24 protein-coding genes are annotated in these 26,170 nt (G+C 54.1%); 17 read left to right on the top strand and 7 right to left on the bottom strand.

The annotated features are described in order from the left end of the window. Positions 1-27 precede the first annotated feature (27 nt). Entirely contained in the window at positions 28-1,011 is a 984-nt protein-coding gene (locus tag HOJ08_02895; GenBank protein MBT5672387.1) for a site-specific tyrosine recombinase XerD, read from the top strand. A gap of 75 nt (positions 1,012-1,086) precedes the next feature. Beyond that, positions 1,087-2,043, top strand: a complete 957-nt coding sequence (locus HOJ08_02890; protein ID MBT5672386.1) for an acetyl-CoA carboxylase carboxyltransferase subunit alpha — start codon at positions 1,087-1,089, stop codon at positions 2,041-2,043. A 29-nt stretch (positions 2,044-2,072) separates the two neighbouring features. On the opposite strand, the gene secA is transcribed toward HOJ08_02890, so the two are convergent. Then, complete coding sequence (gene secA / locus HOJ08_02885; protein MBT5672385.1) at positions 2,073-4,817, bottom strand: preprotein translocase subunit SecA; 2,745 nt, start codon at positions 4,815-4,817, stop codon at positions 2,073-2,075. A 242-nt stretch (positions 4,818-5,059) separates the two neighbouring features. Between secA and HOJ08_02880 the strand changes: the two genes are divergently transcribed. The 3 genes from HOJ08_02880 to HOJ08_02870 all read left to right on the top strand — a co-directional run bounded on the left by HOJ08_02880 (position 5,060) and on the right by HOJ08_02870 (position 7,657). Further along, positions 5,060-5,935 carry a peptidylprolyl isomerase gene (locus HOJ08_02880; GenBank protein MBT5672384.1) on the top strand — a complete coding sequence of 292 codons (876 nt, stop codon included), beginning with the start codon at positions 5,060-5,062 and terminating at the stop codon, positions 5,933-5,935. A gap of 65 nt (positions 5,936-6,000) precedes the next feature. After that, positions 6,001-7,257 (top strand): bifunctional glutamate N-acetyltransferase/amino-acid acetyltransferase ArgJ, encoded by a 1,257-nt coding sequence (gene argJ, locus HOJ08_02875; protein MBT5672383.1) that lies wholly within the window; start codon positions 6,001-6,003, stop codon positions 7,255-7,257. Further along, positions 7,220-7,657, top strand: coding sequence for a (deoxy)nucleoside triphosphate pyrophosphohydrolase (locus HOJ08_02870; GenBank protein MBT5672382.1), 438 nt, complete (start codon positions 7,220-7,222; stop codon positions 7,655-7,657). The genes argJ and HOJ08_02870 overlap by 38 nt, the downstream gene beginning before the upstream one ends. Here the strand turns inward: HOJ08_02870 and HOJ08_02865 are convergent. Continuing rightward, the gene (locus tag HOJ08_02865) at positions 7,654-7,971 is read right to left on the bottom strand and encodes a cytochrome c (protein MBT5672381.1); all 318 of its coding nucleotides are present in this window, start codon (positions 7,969-7,971) and stop codon (positions 7,654-7,656) included. The genes HOJ08_02870 and HOJ08_02865 overlap by 4 nt on opposite strands. Positions 7,972-8,051: 80 nt before the next feature. Further along, positions 8,052-8,954, bottom strand: coding sequence for a methyltransferase domain-containing protein (locus HOJ08_02860; GenBank protein MBT5672380.1), 903 nt, complete (start codon positions 8,952-8,954; stop codon positions 8,052-8,054). A 138-nt stretch (positions 8,955-9,092) separates the two neighbouring features. On the opposite strand from HOJ08_02860, the gene HOJ08_02855 reads away from it, so the two are divergent. Genes HOJ08_02855 through HOJ08_02845 form a run of 3 tightly spaced genes read left to right on the top strand, consistent with a single transcriptional unit; the run spans position 9,093 to position 11,026 of the window. Next, on the top strand, positions 9,093-9,851 hold the full coding sequence (locus HOJ08_02855) for a ComF family protein (protein ID MBT5672379.1): 759 nt from the start codon (positions 9,093-9,095) through the stop codon (positions 9,849-9,851). Between the two features lie 55 nt (positions 9,852-9,906). Then, a complete protein-coding gene (grxC, locus tag HOJ08_02850; protein MBT5672378.1) occupies positions 9,907-10,194 on the top strand; it encodes a glutaredoxin 3 in 288 nt (95 codons plus the stop codon). After that, a complete protein-coding gene (locus tag HOJ08_02845) occupies positions 10,181-11,026 on the top strand; it encodes a carbon-nitrogen hydrolase family protein (GenBank protein ID MBT5672377.1) in 846 nt (281 codons plus the stop codon). Before grxC ends, HOJ08_02845 begins: the two co-directional genes overlap by 14 nt. Before the next feature lie 17 nt (positions 11,027-11,043). Here HOJ08_02845 and HOJ08_02840 read toward each other — a convergent pair whose 3' ends face one another. Genes HOJ08_02840 through HOJ08_02830 form a run of 3 tightly spaced genes read right to left on the bottom strand, consistent with a single transcriptional unit; the run spans position 11,044 to position 14,032 of the window. Beyond that, a complete protein-coding gene (locus HOJ08_02840; protein MBT5672376.1) occupies positions 11,044-12,354 on the bottom strand; it encodes a sulfate adenylyltransferase in 1,311 nt (436 codons plus the stop codon). Then, positions 12,354-13,310, bottom strand: coding sequence for a sulfate adenylyltransferase subunit CysD (cysD, locus tag HOJ08_02835; GenBank protein ID MBT5672375.1), 957 nt, complete (start codon positions 13,308-13,310; stop codon positions 12,354-12,356). Before cysD ends, HOJ08_02840 begins: the two co-directional genes overlap by 1 nt. Continuing rightward, on the bottom strand, positions 13,307-14,032 hold the full coding sequence (locus tag HOJ08_02830) for a phosphoadenylyl-sulfate reductase (protein ID MBT5672374.1): 726 nt from the start codon (positions 14,030-14,032) through the stop codon (positions 13,307-13,309). The genes cysD and HOJ08_02830 overlap by 4 nt, the downstream gene beginning before the upstream one ends. A gap of 179 nt (positions 14,033-14,211) precedes the next feature. Between HOJ08_02830 and HOJ08_02825 the strand changes: the two genes are divergently transcribed. Together HOJ08_02825 and HOJ08_02820 are read left to right on the top strand one after the other, a co-directional pair. Then, positions 14,212-14,736 carry a DUF1178 family protein gene (locus tag HOJ08_02825; protein ID MBT5672373.1) on the top strand — a complete coding sequence of 175 codons (525 nt, stop codon included), beginning with the start codon at positions 14,212-14,214 and terminating at the stop codon, positions 14,734-14,736. Between the two features lie 8 nt (positions 14,737-14,744). Further along, a complete protein-coding gene (locus tag HOJ08_02820) occupies positions 14,745-15,302 on the top strand; it encodes a hypothetical protein (GenBank protein MBT5672372.1) in 558 nt (185 codons plus the stop codon). Here the strand turns inward: HOJ08_02820 and ubiG are convergent. Beyond that, the gene (gene ubiG, locus HOJ08_02815; protein ID MBT5672371.1) at positions 15,291-16,073 is read right to left on the bottom strand and encodes a bifunctional 2-polyprenyl-6-hydroxyphenol methylase/3-demethylubiquinol 3-O-methyltransferase UbiG; all 783 of its coding nucleotides are present in this window, start codon (positions 16,071-16,073) and stop codon (positions 15,291-15,293) included. The genes HOJ08_02820 and ubiG overlap by 12 nt on opposite strands. 215 nt (positions 16,074-16,288) lie before the next feature. Here ubiG and HOJ08_02810 point away from each other — a divergent pair, with 215 nt between their 5' ends. From HOJ08_02810 to hemA, 7 genes are all read left to right on the top strand, one after another. After that, a complete protein-coding gene (locus HOJ08_02810; protein ID MBT5672370.1) occupies positions 16,289-17,533 on the top strand; it encodes an aspartate kinase in 1,245 nt (414 codons plus the stop codon). 15 nt (positions 17,534-17,548) lie between these two features. Then, positions 17,549-18,586, top strand: coding sequence for a 2-nitropropane dioxygenase (locus tag HOJ08_02805; GenBank protein MBT5672369.1), 1,038 nt, complete (start codon positions 17,549-17,551; stop codon positions 18,584-18,586). Further along, positions 18,586-20,859 carry a phosphoenolpyruvate--protein phosphotransferase gene (ptsP, locus tag HOJ08_02800; protein MBT5672368.1) on the top strand — a complete coding sequence of 758 codons (2,274 nt, stop codon included), beginning with the start codon at positions 18,586-18,588 and terminating at the stop codon, positions 20,857-20,859. The genes HOJ08_02805 and ptsP overlap by 1 nt, the downstream gene beginning before the upstream one ends. A gap of 138 nt (positions 20,860-20,997) precedes the next feature. Then, positions 20,998-22,266: a DUF4115 domain-containing protein gene (locus HOJ08_02795; protein MBT5672367.1), complete on the top strand. Its 1,269-nt coding sequence runs from the start codon at positions 20,998-21,000 to the stop codon at positions 22,264-22,266. A 129-nt stretch (positions 22,267-22,395) separates the two neighbouring features. After that, on the top strand, positions 22,396-23,562 hold the full coding sequence (gene ispG / locus HOJ08_02790) for a flavodoxin-dependent (E)-4-hydroxy-3-methylbut-2-enyl-diphosphate synthase (GenBank protein ID MBT5672366.1): 1,167 nt from the start codon (positions 22,396-22,398) through the stop codon (positions 23,560-23,562). A gap of 12 nt (positions 23,563-23,574) precedes the next feature. Continuing rightward, on the top strand, positions 23,575-24,825 hold the full coding sequence (locus HOJ08_02785) for a histidine--tRNA ligase (protein ID MBT5672365.1): 1,251 nt from the start codon (positions 23,575-23,577) through the stop codon (positions 24,823-24,825). 25 nt (positions 24,826-24,850) lie between these two features. Then, the gene (gene hemA, locus HOJ08_02780) at positions 24,851-26,152 is read left to right on the top strand and encodes a glutamyl-tRNA reductase (GenBank protein ID MBT5672364.1); all 1,302 of its coding nucleotides are present in this window, start codon (positions 24,851-24,853) and stop codon (positions 26,150-26,152) included. Positions 26,153-26,170: the final 18 nt, after the last annotated feature.

Genomic DNA, 26,170 nt, shown 5'->3' with positions numbered 1-26,170 from the left:
CTGTTTTTATCCCGGAAAGGGACTCAGATGGCGGGACGCAAGGCGGATACTCAAATCCCGAAATTGGTAGGCCAAACGCTGGATGCATTTCTTGAAATGATGGCGGCTGAACGGGGGTCTGCGCAAAACACCATTGCCGCATATCGCCGTGATCTTGTTTATTTTGCGCGCTATTTAGAAGATTCTGAAAAATATTGCGGGCTCCCTTTGGCAGACGCAAGCGTTGCGTCGATTAAGGGATATCTTGAATCCATGTCAGAGCAAGGCCTGGGTGCGGGCACGGCAGCCAGACGCTTGTCCGCCCTTCGCCAGTTCTACCGGTTTCTTGCCGCCGAAGGGTTGCGCGACGATGATCCCACCGCCGGGATCGATAGCCCATCTCAGGGGCGGCCCTTGCCAAAAACCCTGAGCGAGGATGATATTGAGATCATGTTTGAGGTGCTCAAGGGCCGCAAAGGGCCCAAGGGCATCCGGTTGCGCGCCCTTTTCGAAATTCTGTATGCCACCGGATTGCGGGTATCAGAACTGGTCAGTTTGCCGCTGGCAGCAATGACCAATGATGGTGAATTTTTGGTGGTCATGGGAAAGGGCAGCAAGGAACGCATGGTGCCCCTTTCAGAGCCAGCGCAAATCGCCCTTGGGGAATGGTTGTCATGCCGCAACGAGGGAGCACAAGAAAAACATAGCCCTTGGCTGTTTCCAACCCGGGCCGCCCAGGGGCATCTGACCCGTCAGCGATTTGCTCAGGAATTAAAGCTTCTGGCCATAGAATCGGGCCTTGAGGCAAAGGCTGTTTCCCCCCATGTTTTGCGCCATGCCTTTGCCAGCCATCTTTTGGCCCATGGGGCAGATTTACGTTCTGTGCAACAGCTCCTTGGCCATGCCGATATCTCCACCACGGAAATTTACACCCATGTTCTGGATGAACGATTGCAACAATTGGTCAGTATTCATCACCCCCTGGCACGGGTTACCAAATCCCGTACCGGGCCACGTGGGACGAAAGGGTAATGGGGCTGATTGACTTTTTCTGTTTGTCGGGGCATGTAAGGTCCATCATTGCCCGGTCAGTATGAGAGCTTTTAAATGCCAACTTTTCTAGAATTTGAAAAACCAATCGCCGAACTTGAAGGCAAGATTGAAGAACTGCGCCATCGCGAGGCTGCAGGGGATAGCGATGTTGGTGGAGAGATCGAAAAGCTGAAGGATCGGGCCGGGAAACTGCTTGGCCAGACCTATGCGAAGCTGACCCCATGGCAGAAAGTTCAGGTGGCACGCCATCCTGAACGGCCGCATACCATTGATTTCATTGATTCTTTGCTGGATGATTTCACGCTTCTTTGCGGTGATCGGACGTTTGCCGAAGATGCCGCCATCGTTGCTGGCCTTGGCCGGTTCCGGGGGCGTTCTGTCATGGTGATTGGCAATGAAAAAGGGGCTGATACGGAATCGCGATTGCATCGTAATTTCGGCATGGCCCGCCCTGAAGGCTATCGCAAGGCCCGGCGTTTGATGGAACTGGCTGATCATTTCCAGGTTCCCGTTATCACCCTGGTGGATACCGCTGGTGCTTATCCCGGGATTGATGCTGAAGAACGCGGTCAGGCAGAAGCCATTGCGCGGTCAATTGAGGCATGTTTGCGCCTTCGGGTGCCGTTGATTTCGATCGTTATTGGTGAAGGGGGATCTGGTGGTGCCATTGCGTTGGCAGCGGCAGACAGGATTTTGATGCTGGAACATGCCATCTATTCCGTCATTTCACCAGAAGGCTGCGCATCGATCCTGTGGCGGACCAATGACGCTGCCAAGGAAGCGGCAGAGGCTTTGCGTCTGACGGCCCAGGATCTGAAAGAATTAAAAGTCATCGACCAAATCATCCCCGAGCCCACCGGCGGCGCCCATCGTGACCGCGAACGCATCATGGAAACGCTGGGGGATGCGGTGGAAAAATCCTTAGCGGAAATCGTCGGCATAGAAGGCGGTGCGCTCAGGGCACAGCGTCGTGAAAAATTCATGGAAATGGGTAAAGTCGGCCTCGACTGATCCGGCACCCGTGCTAATCAGGTTTTCTGTTAAACCAGTTGCCCGTGGCAGTGCTTGTACTTTTTACCCGATCCACATGGGCAAGGCGCATTGCGCGAAACCTTGCCCCAAGTAACCGGATTTGTTGGATCAAGGGCGTCACCGCTGGCATGGCGAACGGTTTGGGGCGCGGGCCCATCGATTAATGCGTCATTCCCCTCATCTTCTTCATCCAAATTCATGGTTGGGTCAAAACGAGTTTCGTACATATCTGACTGCAACATCGGTGCCGGCATCAGGTCCATATTTTCCGGGTTGTCAAAGCTCAGTTCCAGATGCGACAGGGTCTGGGTTACATTTTCGCGCAACTGAACCAGCATCTGTTCAAACAGCGAAAACGCCTCGCTTTTATATTCGTTCAGCGGGTCACGCTGGGCATAGGAACGCAGGTTGATCCCCTGGCGCAGGTGATCGAGGCTCAGCAGGTGATCTTTCCAGGTTTGATCCAGGATTTGCAACAGGATGCTTTTTTCAGCCATACGCATGACATCAGGGGTGTAATGGGCCGCTTTTTCAGCCATTTTCCGATTTCCCGCATCAATTAGCCGGGCGCGAATTTCTTCATCGGCAATGCCTTCTTCTTTGGCCCAGTCGGTCAATGGCAGATCAAGCGCCAACACCCGCAAGACTTCTTCGTGCAACATGGGAATATCCCATTCTTCCGGATAGGCACGTTCTGGGATGGCCCTGGAAACCATGCTGTCGGTTACTTCGTGGCGCATGTCGGCAATGGTTTCTGACACGTCTTCCGCGCTCATCAATTCGATCCGCTGTTCGTAGATCACCTTGCGCTGGTCGTTCATGACATCATCAAAGCGCAATAGGTTTTTACGGATATCAAAATTATGTGCTTCAACTTTTTCCTGGGCTTTCAGCAAGGCCTTGGACACCCACGGATGGGTAATGGCTTCGCCTTCTTCCAGACCCAAACGCCCCAACATGGAATCCATGCGTTCAGAGCCAAAAATGCGCATCAGGTCATCTTCTAGAGACAGGAAAAACTTTGATGCCCCGGGATCGCCCTGGCGACCCGATCGGCCACGCAGCTGATTATCAATGCGCCGTGCTTCATGGCGTTCAGACGCGATCACGAACAACCCGCCTGCGTCATAGGCAATTTTGCGGCCTGCAGTGACTTCTTCACGGATGGCTTTTTCTTTTTCAGCACGCTTCGTGTCGTCGGTTATTTTTTCCAGTTCATTGGCCAATCGCATGTCCAGATTGCCGCCCAGCTGAATATCGGTTCCGCGTCCCGCCATGTTTGTGGCAATGGTCACAGCACCGGGGTGCCCGGCTTGGGAAATGATCATGGCTTCTTGTTCGTGGTAGCGCGCATTCAGCACTTTATGGGGGGTTTTCAGTTTCTTTAAACACTCAGCAAGATGTTCAGACTTTTCGATGGAAACCGTTCCCACCAGAATTGGTTGCTTGCGCGCATGGCAATCCTTGATCTGTTCCAGAATGGCTTCGACCTTTTCATCCGCAGTGCGATAGACCTCATCTTCGTGATCAATCCGGGTGCAGGGTACGTTGGTCGGGATATTGATGACTTCCAGTTTATAAATGTCTTCAAATTCGGCCGCTTCGGTCATGGCCGTTCCGGTCATGCCAGCAAGTTTTGGGTACATGCGGAAATAGTTCTGGAACGTGATTGAGGCAAGGGTCTGGTTTTCACTCTCAATGGGGCAGTTTTCCTTGGCTTCAAGGGCTTGGTGCAGCCCTTCAGAATAGCGCCGCCCTTCCATCATGCGGCCCGTGAATTCATCGATGATGACGATCTTGGATTCATGGACGATGTAATCCCGGTCAAGCTGGAACAGCTTATGGGCGCGTAATGCCTGATTGATGTGATGAACCAGCCCGATGTTCTCAATGTCGTAGAGGTTGTTGCCCTGCAAAAGACCCGCATCGGTCAGGGTTTTTTCCATAAATTCAGAGCCACCTTCGGTCAAGGTGACGGCCTTGGCCTTTTCATCCATTTCAAAATGGGTGGCATCAAGAAGCGGGATGAACTTATTAGCCTGAACGTAGAGTTCAGATGAATCTTCTACTTGGCCGGAAATGATCAACGGTGTGCGTGCTTCATCGATCAGGATGGAATCAACTTCATCGACGATGGCAAAATTGAAGGGGCTTTGGACCATTTCATCCAAAGAAAATTTCATGTTGTCCCGAAGATAGTCGAACCCGAATTCGTTGTTGGTCCCGTATGTCACATCGGCGGCATAGGCGGCCCGGCGGTCATCGTCTTCAAGATCATTGGTGATGCAGCCAACGGTTAAGCCCAGATAGGCATAAATTTCGCCCATCCATTCAGAATCGCGTTTGGCCAGATAATCATTGACGGTGACCACATGAACACCCTTGCCTTCAAGGGCGTTGAGATAGACCGGCAGGGTTGATACCAGCGTCTTGCCTTCACCGGTTGCCATTTCTGAAATGGCCCCGGAATTGAGCACCATGCCGCCCAACAGCTGGACATCAAAATGACGCTGGCCCAGGGTGCGTTTGGCCGCTTCACGGACTGTGGCGAAGGCTTCGACTAAAATGTCATCGAGCGTTTCGCCATCGGAAAGGCGATTGCGGAACATGTCGGTGCGCGCAGCGAGTTCCTCGGCGGACAGCTTTTCCAGCTCCGGCTCAAGGGCATTGATGGCCGCGACCTTGGGTTCAAAGGGGCGGAGAAAACGATCATTTTGATTGCCAAAAAAACGTCTGGCCAAGGTAGCAAGCATTGGGTTTCCCTGGTTTTGTATCGGCCCTTTAATCCCTGCGATCGGACCAGAGAGACAGATAGTGTCGCAACAGGGCCATGTCAATGATCAGAGCGGCTCTTAACTATCCTTTTTCAGGGTGTTGGGGCTATTTTTTGTCTGCTTTTGGGGTGGGATTTTGGGCGCATCATGGTACCTTCCGGGCCGCTGAATTAAAAAATTGCGCTTTGGCTTTTAACGCGGCGCATAAGCAGGAGTATAAAATGACCCGTTTTTCCGTGCGTTTATTCGGATTTTTGGCCCTTTTGAGCCTTATTGGTACCCCCGTTCTGGCCCAGTCCACAGCCCCGGGCGAAGATCCCGTGGTGGCCCGGGTGAATGGAAAGGAAATTCGCCAATCCGATGTGGTGATCGGCCTTGCTACGTTGCCGCCCCAATATGCTTCCTTGCCGCGTGATGTTCTCATTCGCGCGATTACGGACAAGCTCGTGGACAGCGCGCTGGTTTCTGCCCGGGGTAGGGCGCTGGGTCTGGAAAAGGACCCCGCCTATAAACGCGCCCTGGAACAGGCCAAAGGCCAAATTCTGGAACAGCTGTTTATGCAGCGTTTAATCGAAAGGCGGGTCACGGAAAAGGCCTTGAAGCGTCGCTATGACCGGGACAAAAAAACCATGGGTCAGGAAAAACAGGTCCGTGCACGCCATATTCTGGTCAAGACCCGTGCCGAAGCCATGTCGGTGATTGGGGAACTGCAAAAGGGATCAGATTTTGCCGAAGTGGCGAAAAAGCGTTCCATCGGCCCGTCCAAGACCCAAGGTGGGGATCTTGGCTATTTTAAACGTGCCCAGATGGTGCCGCCCTTTTCGGCTGCAGCCTTTGCTCTGCGCAAGGGCGAAACGGCGCGCGCCCCCGTTAAAACCCGGTTTGGCTGGCACGTGATCAAGGTAGAAGATATTCGTACTGCGGCCCCACCAACCTTTGACAAGGTGAAGCAGAAACTCGCCAATACGATGCGTGATGAACTTATGGATAAGGAAATGAAAGAACTGCGCAAGGCAGCAAAAATCGAAATTCTTTTGCCCAAAATCGATCCATCCAAGGCCCCCATGCCCATGCCCCAAGGAAGAGGCGGCCGATAACGGCCTGCCAAATAGACCCTCATTTATAATTTTTACCCGGATATAAATTTTGAATAGAGTAGATCATGTCTAAAATTTCACCCCTAGCGCCAAAGCGGTTCCCGAAACTGGCTGCCATTGAAGGTGTCAGCCTTGCGTCGAGCGCGTGTGGCATAAAGGCCAGCATGCGTTCCGATTTGATGGTGGCGGTTTTGGCCCCCGGATCAAAGGTTGCCGGCGTGTTTACAAAATCTCTGACCGCCGGGCCAACCGTGCGCTGGTGTCGGGATGCCCTATCGGGCGGTGCCATTCGTGCCATCGTTGTCAATTCCGGAAATGCCAATGTGTTTACAGGCAAGGCCGGTGCCAGAGATGTGTCCGCCACTGCCGCCATGACGGCACAGGTATTGGGTGCCAAACCCAGTGACATTATGGTGTCTGCCACCGGTGTCATCGGGGAACGCTTGCCCATTGCCAAAATTACGCGCGCCCTTCCGGGGTTGATCGGGGATGTGGCCGCTTCATCACGGGCGGACATCTGGAAAAAAGCGGCTGAGGCCATTTCCACCACGGACACCTATCCAAAGGGTGCCAGCACACAGGCAAAAATTGGCGGCAAGGTTGTTAATCTTTCTGGCATTGCCAAGGGATCGGGCATGATTGCCCCCAATATGGCGACCATGTTGGCCTATGTGTTTACCGACGCCAAATTGCCAGCACCCGTTTTACAAAGCCTTTTACGCGATGCGGCTGAGCGGTCGTTCAATGCCATTACCGTGGACAGCGACACCTCCACCAGCGATACGGTGCTGCTGGTCGCAACCGGAGCAGGGGCAGCCCATAAGCCCATTACAAAAGCCAGCGATCCGGCCCTTCGCGATTTCAAGCGCAAGCTGGATGAAGTGATGCTTGATCTTGCGCACCAAATTATTCGTGACGGCGAAGGGGCAACCAAATTTATCACTATTGATGTCACTGGGGCTGCCAGCAATAGGGCAGCGAAAGTCATTGCCATGTCCATTGCCAATTCGCCTCTGGTGAAGACGGCCTTTGCCGCAGGGGATGCCAATTGGGGGCGGATTGTCATGGCGGTCGGCAAGGCCGGGGAAAAGATCAATGCCGATAAATTGGCCATTCGGGTTGGTGGAATAAAAATCACCGAAAATGGGGCTGCGCGCAAAGGCTATAAAGAGGCCCCCGTTGCCCGGCATATGAAGGGCAAAAACATTGATGTCTCCGTCAATGTGGGCGCCAAACCGGTCAAACAAAGTGGGACGGCCCGGGTGTGGACCTGTGATCTGACCCATGGGTATATTTCAATCAATGCCGATTACCGATCCTGATAAACCCATTGTGCTTGTCGCTGCGGCTGCGTTAATCGACGTTGATGGCCGGGTGTTGGTGGCCCAAAGGCCTGAGGGTAAAACCATGGCGGGGCTGTGGGAATTTCCCGGCGGCAAAGTCGATGATGGTGAAACCCCCGAAGCCGCCCTGGTGCGCGAATTAGGCGAAGAACTGGGCATCACGGTGTGTGAAACCTGCCTCAGCCCGCTTACCTTTGCGTCCCATGGGTATGCAGATTTTCATCTGTTGATGCCGTTGTATCAGTGCCGGGTTTGGGAAGGCATCCCAAAGCCTATGGAAGGTCAGGAAATTCGTTGGCACCATCCCAATGCACTTGCCCGCCTTGCCATGCCGCCGGCCGATGTGCCGCTGGTCCAGATGCTGATGGATATCATTTAAGGCATTTTTTTCAGGGATCGAATATAGGCAACCAGATCGTCAATGGTCTGGCGGGGTAGATTGAAATTCGGCATCGGCGGATGCGGATTGGAAATCCAGGCCTTTAAATAGCGTGCTGTCTTGGCCGGATTATTGGCAAGGGCAGCAAAGGGCGGCGCCCCATCGGCACTGCGCCTGGCGCTTCCAACCAGATGACACGATGAACACCAGCGCGCAGCAATCTGTTTGCCCTGCCTGACATCACCGGCGGCATACACCGGCGTGGTCATGGCGCAAAAAGAAATCAACACACAAGCAATAAATAACTGTCTCATAGCAGGCCCTCCTGAGGGGTTTGCCATCTCCGTCGTTACCTTGAATCCTAGTCCTTTGATCGGGTCTGGTAAATGGCGATCTAGGAATCGCCGGAGGATGCCCCCAGATGATCCCCAAGATGGGTCGTGGCACTGCCGGGTTTCAGGGGTTGGGGCTGGTTTGGCCCCGGTGCCCATGCCGCCAGCCAGATAATCTGGAAACTGGCATCAATACGGCCCGATCCTGGGGCGGTGGGATAGCGTTTGATGGCTTCCATCATGGTTTGGCGGCGGGAAAATGCTTTGCGGCCCAAGGCGACCGCATTGGTTTCCCCCATGGCGCGTAGATCGTGCATCAGGTGAAACGGGGTTTCGAAATTGACCGTGATGGTGTCCACATCGGCCACGGGCAGTTTGAATCCTGCACGCGATAACAGATCACCCCCATCGCGAACATCGGCAAAGGGTGAAATGCGCGGGCTGGCCCCGGCTTCAATTTCCAGCTCTGCTGACATAAAGGCGTGGCGCAATTCACACAGCGTATTGCCCCCTAAAAATGATGCCAGAAACAAGCCATCTGGTTTTAAAATTTGGCGTATCTGGGTCAGGCTACCCGGCAGATCATTGACCCAGTGCAGCGATAGATTGCTGGTGACCAGATCAAAACTTTGATCCTTGAATGCCAGGGTCTCTTCATCACACACAAGGGTCATTTGCGCGTTTTGTGATTTTGCCCCATGGGCCATTTTGGTTGAAAGATCGCATTGTACCACGTGTTCAATGCCGGGGTGCGCGGTCAACGCCTTTGCCAGCGTGCCGGTATGACAGCCAAGATCAAGTGCGGTGGTGAAATTCCGTTTTACATCAATCAGGCGATCCAACAATCGGTTGCCAGATTCCCGGAACAAAAAATCGGCCTGATCAAAATCGGCCGCTGCCCGGTCGCGATGGGTGCGCACAGTTTGGCGATTAAAGGGCGCCGGGTTGGTGTCTGGATGATCCATGGAAGCTATATGCCATGTTTGGGTATGTTGCGCCAAGGTTTGCCGATTGACAGGCCATGGGCACTCGGGTCCAATTCTATCATGAGCATCTTGAAACCATCGGGTGACCCCCCCTCAACCAGTTTGTTCCCTAATGTATTGGGCCGGGCATGGCGCGCGGGCCTTGATCTTTTATTGCCAAGATTATGCCTGGGCTGTTCCGTGGTCGTCGATGCTGGAACCAGTGCAGGCAATGGCGCGCTGTGTGGGGCGTGTTGGGCGAAGATGTCCTTTGTCTCTCCCCCTTATTGTGGACGCTGTGGGTATCCGTTTGAATTGGGGATGGATGATGGCGACACGTTGGGAACGGCCACGCTGTGTGGGGTATGTGTTCGTGCGGCCCCGGCGTGGGGAAGGGCGCGTTCTGTGTTTCGCTATGATGATGCCAGCCGGCCTTTGATTTTGGGGTTTAAACATGGTGACAAAATTCACGGTGCCCCGGCTTACGGCGCGTGGCTGGCCCGTGCGGGCGGCGCGTTGGTGGATGAGGCAGATTTGATCGTGCCTGTTCCGCTCCATCGCAATCGTTTGTTTATGCGCCGATACAATCAGGCGGCATTGCTGGCATTGGCCCTTGGTCGGGTGGCGAATACGCCGGTAATCCCCGATCTTTTGCGCCGAATTCGATCAACGCCGTCTCAGGGGCGGCTGAACCGGGCCCGGCGCAAAGCCAATGTCCGCGGTGCATTTGCCATCAATCCCCGGTTTAAGGATGTGCTAAAGGGAAAGCGGGTGTTGCTGGTGGATGATGTTTTGACCACCGGGGCCACCGCAGAGGCGACAACGCGCACCTTGTGGCGCGCAGGGGCAGCCATGGTGGATGTCCTGACGCTGGCCCGGGTGGTCCGGGAAAGCTAGAAAATAATTTTAACCAAGCGGTGACAGATGGCATTTGCCCCTCTATATAGGGCTCATGGTTAAGATCGAAATGTATTATTCAGACTGGTGTGGCTTTTGCCACCGCGCCCGCAATTTGCTGGAATCAAAAGGCGTGGCGTGGACCGGCTATGACGTTAATTCAGAAGCCGGCAGGCGTCAGGAAATGATGGCCAGAGGCGGCGGCAATACCGTGCCCCAAATCTTTCTCGATGATGCCCCCGTAGGCGGCAGTGATGAAATCGCCGCGTTGGATCGCGAAGGCCGCCTTGACGGGATGCTGGGCATTGAGAGCACAGAGAGCGAAAGCAATGTGCCCGGCTGAGGCGCGCATTTCAGCGGCCTGTATTCAGGTTAATGCGGGCGATGATTTTTCCGCCAATATGTTTGCCGCCTGCACCTTTGCTCGCGAAGCAAAAGACAGGGGTGCCGAATGGATTACCTTCCCTGAAAATGTTGCCTCCATGGCCCCGGATGGCAAAGGCGTTCGCGATGCAGCCTCGATTGAGGCAAACCACGAAGCCCTGAAGCTTTTTCGCGCTCTGGCGGTTGAACTGGATGTCTGGTTGTTGGTGGGGTCGTTGGCTGTAACACCAGATCATGGTGAAGACGACAGGATCGCCAACCGGTCTTTCCTTTTGGACAATCAGGGCGACACTGTCGCGTCCTATGACAAAATCCACATGTTCGATGCCACTCTTGATGGCGGGGAAAGCTACCGGGAATCGTCAACCTATTTGCCGGGGGCGCGCGCAGTCATTGGCAAAACACCCTTTGGCAACATTGGGCTTTCCATCTGTTATGACCTGCGGTTTCCCTATCTTTATCGTGCTTTGGCCCATGCGGGCGCTGATATCATTACCGTCCCATCGGCATTTACGCTGGCCACCGGGGGGGCCCATTGGCACACGTTGTTGCGGGCGCGCGCCATTGAAACCGGAAGCTTTGTGATCGCCCCCGCCCAATGCGGTAGCCATCCCCGTGGGCGCAAAACCTATGGCCATTCCCTGATCATTGATCCTTGGGGAAAAATCATTGCAGAAGGCGATGATGCGCCCGGTATTGTCATGGCTGAGATTGATCTGTCACTGGTGGCCCGCGCACGCGCGCAAATCCCGTCCCTTGATCATGACCGTGATTTTACAGGACCAGAATGATTTTCTCTGTGTGAATTCTAAAGTGCGCTTTCAATCATGCCTGCGGCGACCGTGGCATTGGTCCGTGGATCAATGACCAGAAAGGCCCCTGTTGCCGGATTGGCATCAAACGGATCAAAGGCAATGTCATCGGACAGGCGGATTATGGTTTCGCCGATATCGTTGGCGGCCAAGGGCGCATTGTCCGTGACCCGGTCCAAGGTGTTGGTGTCAATTCTGAAATCAGGGGCTGCCACCCGGGCATTCAGGGTCTTTGTGCCAATGCGCACCAAATAGGGCGTGCGCGGGTCTTGGGGCACGTTATCCAGCCAGCATAAAAGGGCGCGGGCTTCGCGGGATTGCCTGGGCGGGTTGTCTATGGCGGCCAGCATGTGGCCCCGGCCAACATCGATTTGATCGGCCAAGGTAATGGTCACCGATTGTCCGGCAACAGCCTGAGACGCCGGGCCTTGAGGCGTGGTGATAGAGGTGACAGTGCTTTCGCTATTGCCTGGTGCAATTTGCACCCGTTCCCCAACGCGGACCCGGCCCGATGCAATGCGGCCCATCAGCCCGCGCGCAGAGGCGAGGTCACCGTCTTCGGGGTTGTGGGTTGGACGTGCGGCAATTTGCACGGCCATGCGGAAGGGGCCATCAAAGCTGGTGGCCGATGCAGACAGGTTTCCCAAAATGTTGATCAATGGCCCGTCGGTGTACCAAGGCATACTGGCCGAAGTGGCAACGACGTTGTCGCCCTTTTTTGCCGAAACCGGCACGTAATGAACGGTGCCAAAGCTAAGGCCTTCGCAGAACGCTTTCATTTCGTCCTTTGCCTGGATGTAGGCCGCTTCGGAAAAATCAACCAGGTCCATTTTGTTGATGGCAAAGACTACTTGATCGATGCCCAAAAGGGCTGCAATGCAGACATGGCGTCGGGTTTGGGGGGTCATGCCATTTTGGGCATCCACCAAAAAGAGCGCGGCATCGGCGTTGGATGCACCGGTGACCATGTTGCGGGTGTATTGTTCGTGGCCCGGTACATCGGCCAGAATAAAGCTGCGTTTCGGCGTTGAAAAATAGCGATAGGCAACATCAATGGTGATGCCTTGTTCGCGCTCTGCGGTCAGGCCATCGGTGATGCGGGCCAGATCAATTTCGCTTGTTCCCTCAGAAACCGCTGCTGCGGCAAGGCTGGCCATTTGGTCGGCAGCCAGCGCGCCGGAATCTGCAAGCAGCCGCCCGATCAAGGTGGATTTGCCATCATCGACACTGCCCGCAGTGGTTAGCCGTAAAAGGTCGCGGCTATCTTCGGGGATGGGCTGATCTTCGGATATAGGCTGTGTGTTCATTAGAAATAACCCGCCTGTTTGCGGTTTTCCATGGCCGCTTCGGAAACGGCATCATCCATCCGGGTGGCCCCGCGTTCAGAGATATCTGCGTTGAGGGTTTCGATCAAAATATCTTCGGGCGTGGTGGCATCGCTTAACACCGGGCAGGTGCAGGTGATGTCGCCGACGGTGCGGAACCGGACCATGCGTTTTTCACTGGTTTCCCCATCAATTTTGGGGATCAACGGGTGAACCGGGACCAGTTGGCCGCCGCGTTCTACAACGTCGCGTTCATGGGTGTAATACAGGGGCGGCAGGTCGATTTTTTCCCGCGCGATATAGCGCCAGACATCGGCTTCGGTCCAGTCACTGATGGGAAAGACGCGCATGTTTTCACCGGGATTAACGCGGCCTTGGTACAGGCTCCACAATTCCGGGCGCTGGCGTCTTGGGTCCCAACCGCCAAAGGAATCGCGAAAGGAAAAGACGCGTTCCTTGGCCCGGGCTTTTTCTTCATCCCGTCTGGCCCCACCAATACACGCATCGAGCCGTAATTCTTCGATGGCATCCAGCAGTGTGACACTTTGGTGCGGGTTTCGGCTTTCGCCTTCATGGGTCAGCACCACGCGTCCTTGGGCAATGCTGTCTTCAACGGAACGCACTTCCAGTTTGGCCCCGGCCTGCTTTGCTGCTTGGTCGCGAAAGGTGAGCACCTCTGGATAATTATGGCCGGTGTCGATGTGCAGCAAGGTGAACGGCATGGGCCCCGGCGCAAAGGCCTTGACCGCAAGGGCGAGCACCAGCGCGGAATCCTTTCCGCCTGAAAACAACAGGGCAGGGCGTTCGAACTGGGCCCGAACTTCGCGCAGGATATAAATCGCTGTGCTTTCAAGGGTGTCTAGATGCCCCGGCGGGGTCATTGAAAATTCGGGTTTCATTTTTGTTTCTTCTGTTCTTTCTTTAATTGCGACATTCATGACGACACCTCAGATTTTGTCGGTGCGGGATTTTCTGATGCGGGGTGCAAACCACATTCCTTTGTGTCGGGGTTTTCCCACCACCACCGGCCCGCGCGGTCATCTTCGCCCTCGTTGATGGCCCGGGTACACGGGGCGCACCCGATGGAGGGGTAGCCTTGTTTGTGCAAGGGGTTATGGGGAACCTTGTGCTGGTCGATATAGGCCCAGACGTCTTCGGATGACCAATTGGCCAGTGGGTTGTATTTGTGTAACCCGTTGGGTTCATCCCATTCACTGTCGGGGACGCCCAAACGTGTAACTGATTGATCCCGACGCATGCCGGTGATCCAGGCGCCATATCCCTTAAGGGCGCGGCCAAGGGGTTCTACTTTTCGGATGGCGCAGCAGGTTTTGCGCGTGTCGATGCTGTTAAAAATTCCATCCGGCCCATGACTGGCCAGATATGTTTGCAACTGTTCTGTGTCGGGCACATACATTTTGAAATCAATCCCGTAACGCGCGCGGGCTTGTTGTACCAAGGCCAGGGTTTCTGTGTGCAGGCGCCCGGTATCGAGCACAAACACATCAATGCCCAGATCATTGGTCGCGATCAGATCGACCAAAACCATGTCTTCGGCCCCCATGGAAGACGCAAGGGTGACAGGCCCATGATCCCGAATGGCATCAATCATTAGCGCCCGCGCGGCTTTGGTGTGGGATATGGCGTGGGTTTGGGGCATTTTAAAACCAATATAACATTACTAAACAGTAGTATAATTATATTATACATTAATATAAATGTATATAATATTATTAAACACTAAATAAATGTATTAAAGGGGGTTGAATCTAGGCGCGTTGAAGCCATATCTAATGTGTAAATTGGTGTATAAAGGGACAACACGTTCCAGAGGTTTTCATGATTGTTTATAATCTCAATTGCAGCGCCGGCCATGATTTTGAGGCTTGGTTCAAGGATTCCAAGGCCTTTGTCTCTCAGCAAAAGGGCCATAAAATTGGTTGCCCGGTCTGTGGTGAAACCAAGGTTGAAAAGGTGCCCGCAGCGCCTCGTATTGGCACGGGCATCGGTAAGGATTCTGAAACCGCAGCCAGAAATTTAGAAGATTCTGGAATTGGTGCTGCGAATGGTGCTGACAGTGGTGCCGTGAATGGTGGCGATAATGATGCTTCTGGCGAACCAGCCGTGCCGACTGGCAAAGCAGAACAAGACATCATGTCTGCCTTGAATGAGCTGCATCGTCATGTCAAAGAGACCTGCGATGATGTTGGCAAAGATTTTGCTGAGGAAGCCCGCAAAATTCATTATGGCGATGCCGAAGAACGCGGCATCTATGGTGAAGCCACAGAAGATGAGGCCGAAGAACTGGCCGATGAAGGTGTGCCCTTTGCCACGGTTCCCAAACCCCCGCGCGAGGACGCTTAAAGCACCGGATGTATGTTGTTGGGGCCTATCTGTTTTCAGGTGAAGAACTGGATATCTATCTCAAGGCCCAAAAGCGCGCGGCCCTTGATGTGGCGGCGCGTGCCAAAGACGGCAAGGATGAAGAATTTTCAAGTTTGGACCCAGCGGATCAGGTGCGCGCCATCTATGACCGCTTTGCCATACCCGATACGTCCATGCATGTGGATAAGGCGGCTTTTGTTGATGAACGCCCTTTGACGATCGAAGAATGCGATGCCATCAAAGCGCCCGAAGAAGATCGGGCAAAGCATAAAGCCATCACCATCGCCATCCCCTATTCGGGCGATATTCATTTGTTGGTCGATCGTCCGACCATTTATTCCGCCCATCAGCCCCAAGCTGATATCCGCGACGGGGTGATGAACCTGATCTGGTTTATGAACGAGGTGGAAGAGCCCCAGCTTGAAAACAACTTCAAGCGCCAAATCGCCTTGATCGAGCGCACCCTGGAAGTCACCCAATGGCAATCCATGGGGGCCAATCAGGAAATGATGGCAGAATTAAAAGCGGTTTTGCTACCCGCTTGATGCCGTCGCGCTCAGAATATAATTAACGCTTTGATCATTGGATGTTTTCCAGCGCCTATGAATTGGGCCATAGGTGAGGCCCGATAAGGCCTTGATTTGAAAGTCGCGCCGGGCAAGATTTTCTGTCAATTCTTCGGGCTTGATAAACCGGTTCCAGTCATGGGTGCCGCGCGGTACCCATCCCAGAATATATTCGGCCCCAACGATAGCCAGCGCGTATGCCTTTGAGGTGCGATTGATCGTAGCAGCGATCAACAACCCCTTGGGGGCAACCAATTTAGTGGCCCCATCCATAAAAACATCCATATCGGCGACATGTTCCAGAACTTCCAGCATTAAAACCACGTCAAACCGTACGTCATCTGATGCGGTCTGTTCAGCCGTTTGTGCTTTATAGGTAATGTTGAGCCCCATGGATGTGCCATGGGTTTGGGCCGTGGCGGTGTTTTTAGGCGATGGATCAATGCCGGTAACGGTTGCGCCCAACCGTGCCATGGGTTCTGCAACCAGCCCGCCACCACAGCCAATATCCAGTATGTTCAGCCCATCTAGGGGCAATTTCGTTTTGGGATCGCGCCCGAAATGGCCACAGATTTGATCGCGGATAAACCCGATGCGAACCGGGTTAAACAGGTGCAACGGCCTGAAAGGCCCATCGGGGTCCCACCATTCATCGGCCAAGGCTTCAAAACGGGCAACATCCTCAGGGTCCAAAGAGCCCTGATTGCCATTTTTGCCTTGTGGGGCTTGATTGTCAGATGATGCTGTCATTTCAATGGGATATTGTGGTTTTCCGTTGCAGGTCTTGCCTGTATAGGCGTTCCAGAGTATGAATTGGCGCCTTCGCGGCGGCAAGCTGTCATTCAAGGCCCTGATAGGCCCGAAAATGGTTTCGGGGTTCTGTAAGGCTCCCAGCGTTTACAACGAATAAATGCCCATTATGGGTCCGTTGTTTGTGGAAAATAGACTTAGCGGAATAAAGAGTTATGTCAGTGATCGTACAAAAATTTGGCGGCACGTCGGTGGCCGATATGGATCGTATCCGGTCTGTGGCTGATCGTGTGGAAAGCGCGGTCAAGGATGGCCACAAGGTCACGGTGGTGGTGTCCGCCATGGCCGGGGTGACCAATCAATTGGTTGAATGGGTTCGCGAAGCCGCCAATGGTAATATCGATGCCGGCCATGATTGCGAATATGATTGTGAATATGATTCTGTGGTTTCTACCGGTGAACAGGTGACCTCTGGCCTTTTGGCCTGTGTGCTGCAAGGGCGTGGAATCAAGGCGCGTTCATGGTTGGGCTGGCAATTGCCGGTTCATACCGAAGGCTTGCATTCGCGTGCGCGGATTACGGCGATTGAAACTGAAAAACTGGTCTCTGGCCTTGATGCGTGCGAAGTGCAGGTGGTTGCTGGGTTTCAGGGCATTGATGATGATGGCCGGATTGCCACCCTTGGACGGGGTGGTTCAGATATCACGGCTGTGGCATTGGCAGCGGCCCTTGGGGCAGATCGATGTGATATCTTCACCGATGTGGACGGGGTTTACACCACCGATCCCAGAATTGTGCCAAAAGCGCGTAAGTTAGATAAAATTACGTATGAAGAGATGTTGGAAATGGCGTCTCTGGGTGCCAAGGTTCTGCACACGCGTTCTGTGGAACTGGCGATGAAACATAATGTGTGTTTGCAGGTGTTATCGAGCTTTAGCGATGCGCCCGGCACACTGGTCGTTGATGAGGAAGATATGCTGGAACAAGAACTGGTCAGTGGAATTACCTATTCGCGGGACGAGGCGAAAGTCACCCTTGTTCAGGTGCCTGACAGGCCCGGCGTCGCGGCGTCGATTTTCGGTCCCTTGGCCGATGCCGAAGTGAACGTGGATATGATTGTGCAAAATGTGTCCGAAGACGGCAATGCCACGGACCTGACCTTCACCGTTGCCCAAGGCGACATTGATGCCGCCATCGCTGTGCTGGAAAGCAAAAAGGATGATCTGGGCTATGGCGCATTGGTGCCGGATCCCAATGTTGTCAAAATTTCGGTGATCGGTGTTGGCATGCGCTCCCATGCAGGCGTTGCCCAGAAAATGTTTCAGATCATGGCGGAAAAGGGCATCAACATTCAGGTTATTTCAACATCAGAGATCAAAATTTCCATTTTGGTGGCCGAAGAATATACGGAATTGGCCGTGCGATCCCTGCATACTGCCTATAATCTGGATCAGGACTAAACGATGGATGGCGCAATGGATCAGTCGCAGGCCGAAGCAGAACTGAAGGCGCTTTGGCACCGGGGCAGCGATTTTCTCGGGACCCGGTATGCCATTATGGGCGGTGCCATGAGCTGGGTATCGGAGCGCAATTTGGTGGCTGCCATTTCCAATGGCGGTGGCTTTGGTGTGATCGCCTGTGGTGCCATGCCCCCAGACCTGCTGGCCGCAGAGATTGAGGGGACCAAAAGCCTTACCGATAAGCCATTCGGGGTTAATCTGATTACCATGCATCCAGAACTTGATGCGTTGATTGATCAATGTATTGCAGCCAACATCAGCCATGTGGTGCTGGCCGGTGGCTTGCCACCCTCCAAAGGGATTGCGCGGCTGAAAGATGCAGGCATTAAGGTTATCTGCTTTGCCCCTGCCGTGGTCATTGCCAAAAGGCTGGTGCGTCTTGGGGTTGATGCCATTGTGATCGAAGGCATGGAAGCGGGTGGCCATATTGGCCCGGTTACAACATCGGTTCTGGTTCAGGAAATTCTGCCGACGATTACGCAAGTTCCAATTTTTGTGGCCGGTGGCATCGGCCGGGGTGAGGCCATTGTTTCTCATCTTGAAATGGGGGCATCCGGGGTGCAAATCGGCACCCGGTTTGTGTGCGCCAATGAATCCATTGCCCATGAAAATTTTAAAAAGGCCTTTATCCGTGCTCCGGCGCGTGATGCGGTGCTCTCGGTCCAGCTTGACCCGAAATTCCCGGTGATCCCGGTGCGCGCACTCACCAACAAGGCAACTGATGCCTTTATGGAACGGCAAAGGGAAGTGATTGCAGATTTCAGGGATGGCAAGATGGATCAGAAAGCAGCCCAGCTTGAGATCGAGCAGTTTTGGGCTGGCGCGCTCAGGCGTGCCGTGATCGATGGTGACGTGGAAAATGGCTCGCTGATGGCCGGCCAATCGGTTGGCATGGTCACCCAAGAACAGCCCTGTTCTGACATCATTGAAGAACTGGTGCATCAGGCCTATGACGTGCTGATGGCCCGTCTTCGCCGAGAGGCTTCAGGATAATGCAGACTGTCTCGACCGCAACGGGGCCCCGCAGGCTTCTGGGGCGGATCAGGGACGTTATGGCCGGAGAGGCCGTTGCTCAGAAAAAACTAAATAAAATTGTGACCCTGATTGCCAATGGCATGGAGGCAGAGGTCTGTTCCGTTTATATCCTGCGTGCAGGTGAAGTGCTGGAGCTGTTCGCAACCAAGGGCCTGAATGTGGCCGCCGTGCATCAAACCCGTCTTCGCGTTGGTGAAGGGTTGGTTGGTGAAATTGCCGCCCATGCCCAGCCTTTGGCACTGTCTGATGCCCAAACCCATCCCGCTTTTGTGTATCGCCCCGAAACCGGTGAAGATGCCTATCGTTCCTTGATGGGGGTGCCCATTTTGCATTCTGCCCGGGTGGCGGGGGTGTTGGTGGTTCAGAATCAGAATGAACGGAATTATTCCGATGAAGAAGTAGAGGCCATGCAAATCACAGCCATGGCATTGGCGGAACTTGTGGCGGGCGGCGCGTTGGTTAATCCCCATGAACGTGCGCCATCGGAAGGCAATGCATCCTTGCCGATCCGTCTTGATGGGGTGCCCTTAAATGCGGGTGTGGCCATGGGCGTGGCAGTCATCCATCGCCCCGATGTGGTTATCCGCCAAGTCGTTGCCGAAGACCCCGATCGTGAACTGGTGCGTCTTGAAGATGCCGTTACCGCCGTCCATCAGAATCTTGATCGTATTTTCGATACCCAAAATCTGGCACCCACCGGGGAACACCGTGATGTTTTGGAAGCCTACCGGATGGTTGCGGCGGATACCGGGTGGATTGAACGGACACGGGAAGCCATTCGCTCAGGCCTGACAGCCGAAGCCGCCGTTCAGAAAATTCGTGAAAACACCCGCATGCGCATGAGCCAGATCAAAGATGCCTATCTGCGCGAACGCCTTGATGATCTTGAAGATCTTGCCCGCAGGCTTCTGGTCCAGCTGACCGGGGGTGTTCAGGGCAGTGGCGAAGAAGAACTGCCCGATAATGTTGTGCTGGTTTCTCGTGCCATGGGGCCTGCTGAACTGCTTGATTATGACACTGCCAAAGTTAAGGCGTTGATCATGGAAGATGGGTCTTCATCGTCCCATGTTTCCATTGTTGCCCGTGCCCTGGATATTCCTGTCATGGGGCAGGTGAAGGAATTGTTTGCCAAGGTTGATTCCGGTGACCCCGTGATCGTTGATGGGGATAACCGCCAGGTGTTTGTGCGGCCTTCCGAAGACGTGCAAAACAGTTTTTTTGACACCCTGAAGATGCGGGCCGCCCGCAGACAGGCATTTACCAAAATTCGGGACCTGCCTGCTGAAACCCTCGATGGGGTTCGGGTGTCGCTTAATATCAATGCGGGCCTAGAGCTCGATGTGCCCCAGCTTCATGTGACCGGGGCGGATGGCATTGGCCTGTTTAGAACGGAAATTCCATTTATGGTCCGTGCGGCATATCCTGATGTCGAAGCCCAGACCGGGTTGTATCGGAACATTCTGGATCAGGCAGAAGGCCGCGCCGTGGTGTTTCGTACCCTCGATGTTGGGGGTGACAAGGCATTACCCTATTTCGAACATGAATCTGGTGAAAACCCGGCCCTTGGTTGGCGCGCCATCCGCATTGCCCTTGACCGTCCCGCCATGTTGCGCCAGCAAGTGCGCGCGCTGGTTCGTGCCGCCAATGGCAGGTCCCTTTCGATTATGTTTCCGATGATTGCCGAAGTTGCTGAATTTGATCAGGCACGCAAGGTTCTGGATATGGAGCTTGTCCGGGAAAAAAATGCGGGCGGCATTTTGCCAAAGACACTCCGGGTTGGGGCCATGGTTGAAGTCCCATCGTTGCTTTGGCAACTGCCAGCCTTGATGGAAAGGGTTGATTTTCTATCGGTGGGGTCCAACGATTTGATGCAATTCCTGTTTGCGACAGATCGGGGCAACCCGCGCACCGCAGAACGATACGATGCCCTTTCCCCGGCCATCCTTAATGTGTTGCAGGATCTGTCTCGGGCCGCCACCAAGGCAGAGGTGCCTTTGTCATTATGTGGGGAAATGGCGGGTCGACCCCTTGAAGCCATGGCATTAATCGGGCTCGGGTTTCGGTCCATTTCCATGAATGCCAATGCCGTGGGGCCGGTCAAAACCATGATCAGGGGACTGCGTCTTCGTCCCTTGCAGAATTACATGAAAACCCTGATGACGGGTTCTGACCATTCATTGCGTGACAAGCTGCGGGCCTTTGCCCGTGATCATGGGGTGCCGGTCACATGATAGCATTGGGGAATCCCATTGGCTTTGGTGCAAATATTTGTTAACAAAGCTTTTTATAGGTTAACGAATTATTTTCCTGGCGGGCGTAAGCAAGGCATTGCGTTTCAGGTTGGGTGCTCATTCCCGCGAAAGGGTGATATGGCGAAGCCAGTTAAGAAAAAAGGGTCTTTATTCGGAAAACCGGCATCTGGTGCCCCGGGTGATGGGGAAGACGTCGATATTTCTGAACGGCCCGATGGATTTGAACTTGTCCATGAGGGCAAGGCGCTGGTCGGCGAACTTTTGCGCAATTGCCGTGAGGCCAACCATCTGGCACTTAGCGATGTGGCCGGCACCCTTCGGATCAGGGAATCTTATCTTGATGCTTTGGAACGGGATGATTTGGACAGTTTGCCAGGTCCGGCATATGCCATCGGATTCCTTCGCAGTTATGCCGAATATTTGGGTCTTAATGGTGAAGAAGCCGTGCGCCTTTTCAAAAAGGAGCTTGCAGGGGCTGTCCCTCAATCGGATCTTGTTTTTCCGGAACCGGTTTCGGAAAGTCGCATTCCCCGTGGTGGGATCATTCTTGTTTCTCTGGTTCTGGCAGGGACGGCGTATGGGCTTTGGTATTCTTTGAATATCGGCGGTTCGGGGACGGCCAATATTGTGCCGGAAGTGCCCAAAACGATCGCTGAAAAACCCAAAGCCGAAAAGCCAAAAGCTGCGAAGCCTGAAGTGAAAAAGTCAGCCACCCAAAATGGTGCTGTCGAAAAGGCAGCTGCGGAGAAAATCGCTGTTGATAAAGCTGCCGCTGAAAAAGCTGCGGCGGAGAAAATCGCTGTTGATAAAGCCGCCGCAGAAAAGGCCGTTGCGGAAAAAATCGCTGTTGATAAAGCCGCAGCCGAAAAAGCGATCGCCGAGAAAATTGCCGTAGATAAGGCTGCTGCTGAGAAAGCTGTCGCCGAGAAAATCGCCATAGAAAAGGCTGCCGCTGAAAAGGCTGTGGTTGAAAAAGCTGTGGCTAAAAAGGCCGCCGCCGAGAAAGCTGCGGCTGAAAAGGCCGTGGCTGAAAAGGCTATCCCGGCACCGGCCGTGGCATCGGTAAAACCCAAAACCCCTGCCCAGATTCCGGCTGTGGTGCCAGTTGAGGTTTCTTCAAAGATTGTCGTGCGGGCGAAGACGGATAGCTGGATTCAAATCCGCAATGAGTCCGGGAATTTAGTGATGACCCGCATCCTGCGTGCCGGTGATTCCTATGCGGTTCCCCCGACAAAAGGGCTTCAGCTGATGACCGGGAACGCGGGCGCGCTTGAAATTCTGGTTGATGGGACGGTTGTTCCGCCCATTGGTCCCTTTGGGGCGGTGCGTCGCGGTGTTTCACTGGATGCTGATAATCTGCGTAAAGGCCCGGCCCCCGCACCTTAGGGTTTCTCCCATACCCCTGGCAGTTTTGTGGTCTAATACCGGGGGGTTCCTTGATTTTTTTATCTCAAGGGCGCAGTTATAGAGCCATCATAATTGCATTTTATTTTGCCCCCCGATTTGGGACTTATCATGAGCATTCGGCCTTATCGTGAAATTAATCGACGCAAAACCCGGCAAGTCCATGTCGGGTCTGTTGCCGTTGGCGGGGATGCGCCCATAAGCGTCCAGTCCATGACCAACACGGCGACCACGGACATTGAAGCGACCATTGCCCAGGTTCGCCAATTGGAAGCGGCGGGTGCCGATATTGTCCGCATTTCATGCCCCGATGAAGAATCATCAGCCGCACTTGGCGCCATCATCAATGCGGTCGATGTTCCCATCGTCGCCGATATCCACTTCCACTATAAGCGCGCCATCGAAGCGGCCGATGCCGGGGCGGCGTGCCTGCGCATTAATCCCGGCAACATTGGGTCACCGGACCGTGTGCGCGAAGTGATCAAGGCGGCCAAGGATCATGGCTGTTCCATCCGGATTGGGGTTAATGGGGGATCGCTGGAACGCGACATCCTGGAAAAATATGGGGAACCCTGTCCAGAGGCATTGGTAGAAAGTGCTCAAAATCATATGCGCATTCTTGAAGACAATGATTTTTTTGATTTTAAAATTTCGGTCAAGGCATCGGATGTTTTTCTGGCCATGAAATCTTATGAACAACTGGCCGCACTGTGTGATTACCCCCTTCACCTTGGCGTTACAGAGGCCGGGGGCTTGCGCACAGGTACCATCAAATCGGCCATTGGCATTGGCGGGTTGTTGCGTGCCGGGATCGGCGACACCATCCGGGTTTCCCTGGCAGCAGACCCTGTAGAAGAAGTTCACGCGGGCTTTGAAATTCTGAAATCCCTGGGCCTGCGTCACAAGGGGGTCACCATCATTGCTTGTCCCAGTTGTGCCCGTCAGCAATTTCAGGTGATTGAGACGGTGGCAAAATTGGAAGAACGCTTGGCCCATGTCACGGCCCCCATGACAGTATCGATCATTGGCTGTGTGGTGAATGGTCCGGGTGAGGCACGGGAAACCGATATCGGCCTGACCGGGGGTGGCAATGGCACCCATATGGTTTTCATGGCGGGCACGCCGGATCACAAAATTTCCGAAGTGGAATTAATCGATCACATTGTTGAATTGGTTGAGGCCCGCGCTATAAAAATTGATAAAGAAACGGAAGATACGGTTTTGAAGAACAAATCAAAGAATAATGCTGCGGCCGGTTCGGCCAAGGCAACAGGTTAAGGGGCGGGATATATGTCTGGATTACAGCCGGTTCGCGGCACCCACGATATTCTGCCCGAACAGAGCCTGCGCCACCGCTACATCGTAGAGACGGCGCGTGATCTTGGTGCGCATTACGGGTATCAGGAAATGGCGACGCCAATTTTTGAATTCACCGAAGTGTTCAAGCGCACCCTTGGGGATACCTCCGATATTGTTACCAAGGAGATGTACACGTTTACGGATCGTTCCGACGATCAGCTAACGTTGCGTCCCGAAGGCACGGCGGGGATTGCCCGGGCGTTGATTTCGGGCGGTTTGGGCCAAAGCCTGCCGTTGAAGTTCTTTTATCATGGGCCCATGTTTCGCCATGAACGCCCCCAAAAAGGCCGGTTGCGTCAATTCCACCAGATTGGCGTTGAACTTCTTGGGGTGCCTACCCCTCTGGGGGATGTAGAGGTGATCTCGCTTGGGGCGCATGTTCTGGAAAATCTGGGGATATTGGATAAAACGGTTCTGGAAATAAATACCCTTGGGGATCAGGCCAGTCGCACGGCGTACCGGGATGTTTTGGTTGCCTATTTTTCCGATTATAAAAATGATCTGTCTGAAGACAGCCAGGCCAGATTGGAACGCAATCCGTTGCGCATTCTTGATTCAAAAAATGAAGGCGACAAACGCATCGTTGCGGATGCACCGGTCTTTGATGATCACTTAAGCGCCGAAGCAGCTGATTTCTTTGCAACGGTTCGCGAAGGGTTGGATGCGCTTTCTATTCAATACAGCCTCAACCCAAGACTGGTGCGCGGGCTTGATTATTACTGTCACACGGCGTTTGAATTCACCACCGATGCGCTCGGGGCCCAAGGCACGGTATTGGCCGGCGGGCGGTATGACGGGTTGGTGAAAACCATGGGGGGGCCTGCAACGCCGGGCGTCGGCTGGGCTGCGGGCATTGAACGTTTGGCCATGTTGGTAGAGGGCAGCGCAGAAATGCCGCGCCCCATCGTGGTCATTCCCCTTGGCGCAGAGGCAGAGGCCGAAGCCCTTAAAATCACCCATCAATTGCGCCACGGTGGATGTGCGGTGGAGCTTGGGTTTTCAGGCAATCTTGGCCGTCGCATGAAACGGGCAAACCGGCTTAATGCGGCATATGTGCTGATCCTGGGCGAAGATGAATTGGCCCGAAACGTAGCAACACTGCGCGATATGGATTCAGGCGAACAAACCGAAATTGCCCTTGATGGGTTGCTTGAACGGCTTGCCCCCAAAGTTCCCGGATAAGGGATTGGCCCGGAAAAGAGACGCTATGGCATCCAGCAGCGATTCTGCAACTAACGCCCCAATAGACACCATCTTTGATCAATTGGTTGTTGTCGGGTTCAATCACAACACCGCCAGTCAGGGATTGCGGGACCAATTGTTTATCCCTGAAGATGCGCTGGGAGCATTCTATAGCCGTTTAATTGCGGCCGGTTTTGGGAATGTGGTGGTGCTTTCGACGTGTGACCGGGTTGAAATTGTTGCCCTTGATATGGACCCAACCAGTGTGGAGCAGCGCCTTAGGACCGTTTTTGCAGCGACCACGGGGATGGCTGCGGCTGAATTGAACGACGGCAGTTTTAGCCTTTCAGGCCCCCATGCCCTTTCTCATCTTTTTGCAATATCGGCCTCCCTTGAAAGCCAGGTGGTGGGGGAATCGGAGGTTCTGGGTCAGGTCAAAGAAGCCCAGCGCCAAGCGGATGGTGCGGGGTGTCTTGGTTCGGGTTTAAAAAGAATTTTTGAACGCTCTTATGTCGTTGCCAAACAGGTGCGCACGGAAACGACGATTGGTGAAAGTGCCGTTTCCCTGGCGGCTGCGGCGTGTCAGGCAGCACGGGATGTCGTGGGCCATTATGAAGATGCCCATGCGCTCTTGATCGGTGCCGGGGATATCAATGTTCCGGTCGTGGAAAAATTACGCCTTCAGGGGTTGCGTCATATAACGGTTGTGGATGTGTTGGCCCCTCGGGCCGATGCCCTGTCCCGGCGCCTTGGGGCGCATGTGCTGGGGATGGCCGAAATCGGTGATGTTTTGGCGGAAACCGACATTGTTCTATCAGGGCTCGGCAGTGCACAACCCATCATCATGGCCAGTTCCGTTTCGGGTGCTTTGAAAAAACGCCGGTTTAAGCCGATGTTTTTTCTGGATGCCGCCGTGCCAAAGGATGTAGACAGTGCCGTGGGGAAACTTGATGGCGCCTATCTTTTTACCCTTGATGATCTGGAGCGCATTGCGCTCAAGGGCCAAGAGCAAAGAACCCGTGCCGCCATTGAGGCGCGTTTGATTGTTGATGACGCGGTTGAAAATTTCATGCAAGCCGAAGCGGTTCGCATGGCGGCCCCTTTGGTGGTGGCGCTTCGAGGCCATTTTGAAGCCATGCGCGCTGAAATTTTGGCGGAAAATCCGGACGTCACTGCCCAAGAGGCAACGCAGCTGTTAATTAACCGCCTGTTACATGGCCCATACCGGGCCCTTCGGAAAATGGGTGGTTCTGTCGATGATGGGGAATCCCTTCCCGAAGCCGAGCTGCTTTCCAGGCTTTTTGGCCTTGAAAAAGACAAAGATTAGAAAGGCCTGCAGGGCCTA

Source organism: Rhodospirillales bacterium (genome assembly GCA_018666775.1).
GTDB lineage: Bacteria > Pseudomonadota > Alphaproteobacteria > SMXQ01 > SMXQ01 > JABIXC01.
Note: the sequence above shows the minus strand (reverse complement) of the source record. Positions and strands in the feature narration are given on the sequence as shown.

Coding starts and splice junctions, on each gene's coding strand:
- HOJ08_02895 (MBT5672387.1), top strand. CDS start 28: ATGGCGGGACGCAAGGCGGATACTCAAATCCCGAAATTGGTAGGCCAA.
- HOJ08_02890 (MBT5672386.1), top strand. CDS start 1,087: ATGCCAACTTTTCTAGAATTTGAAAAACCAATCGCCGAACTTGAAGGC.
- secA (MBT5672385.1), bottom strand. CDS start 4,817: ATGCTTGCTACCTTGGCCAGACGTTTTTTTGGCAATCAAAATGATCGT.
- HOJ08_02880 (MBT5672384.1), top strand. CDS start 5,060: ATGACCCGTTTTTCCGTGCGTTTATTCGGATTTTTGGCCCTTTTGAGC.
- argJ (MBT5672383.1), top strand. CDS start 6,001: ATGTCTAAAATTTCACCCCTAGCGCCAAAGCGGTTCCCGAAACTGGCT.
- HOJ08_02870 (MBT5672382.1), top strand. CDS start 7,220: ATGGGTATATTTCAATCAATGCCGATTACCGATCCTGATAAACCCATT.
- HOJ08_02865 (MBT5672381.1), bottom strand. CDS start 7,971: ATGAGACAGTTATTTATTGCTTGTGTGTTGATTTCTTTTTGCGCCATG.
- HOJ08_02860 (MBT5672380.1), bottom strand. CDS start 8,954: ATGGATCATCCAGACACCAACCCGGCGCCCTTTAATCGCCAAACTGTG.
- grxC (MBT5672378.1), top strand. CDS start 9,907: ATGGTTAAGATCGAAATGTATTATTCAGACTGGTGTGGCTTTTGCCAC.
- HOJ08_02845 (MBT5672377.1), top strand. CDS start 10,181: ATGTGCCCGGCTGAGGCGCGCATTTCAGCGGCCTGTATTCAGGTTAAT.
- HOJ08_02840 (MBT5672376.1), bottom strand. CDS start 12,354: ATGAACACACAGCCTATATCCGAAGATCAGCCCATCCCCGAAGATAGC.
- cysD (MBT5672375.1), bottom strand. CDS start 13,310: ATGAATGTCGCAATTAAAGAAAGAACAGAAGAAACAAAAATGAAACCC.
- HOJ08_02830 (MBT5672374.1), bottom strand. CDS start 14,032: ATGCCCCAAACCCACGCCATATCCCACACCAAAGCCGCGCGGGCGCTA.
- HOJ08_02825 (MBT5672373.1), top strand. CDS start 14,212: ATGATTGTTTATAATCTCAATTGCAGCGCCGGCCATGATTTTGAGGCT.
- HOJ08_02820 (MBT5672372.1), top strand. CDS start 14,745: ATGTATGTTGTTGGGGCCTATCTGTTTTCAGGTGAAGAACTGGATATC.
- ubiG (MBT5672371.1), bottom strand. CDS start 16,073: ATGACAGCATCATCTGACAATCAAGCCCCACAAGGCAAAAATGGCAAT.
- HOJ08_02810 (MBT5672370.1), top strand. CDS start 16,289: ATGTCAGTGATCGTACAAAAATTTGGCGGCACGTCGGTGGCCGATATG.
- HOJ08_02805 (MBT5672369.1), top strand. CDS start 17,549: ATGGATCAGTCGCAGGCCGAAGCAGAACTGAAGGCGCTTTGGCACCGG.
- ptsP (MBT5672368.1), top strand. CDS start 18,586: ATGCAGACTGTCTCGACCGCAACGGGGCCCCGCAGGCTTCTGGGGCGG.
- HOJ08_02795 (MBT5672367.1), top strand. CDS start 20,998: ATGGCGAAGCCAGTTAAGAAAAAAGGGTCTTTATTCGGAAAACCGGCA.
- ispG (MBT5672366.1), top strand. CDS start 22,396: ATGAGCATTCGGCCTTATCGTGAAATTAATCGACGCAAAACCCGGCAA.
- HOJ08_02785 (MBT5672365.1), top strand. CDS start 23,575: ATGTCTGGATTACAGCCGGTTCGCGGCACCCACGATATTCTGCCCGAA.
- hemA (MBT5672364.1), top strand. CDS start 24,851: ATGGCATCCAGCAGCGATTCTGCAACTAACGCCCCAATAGACACCATC.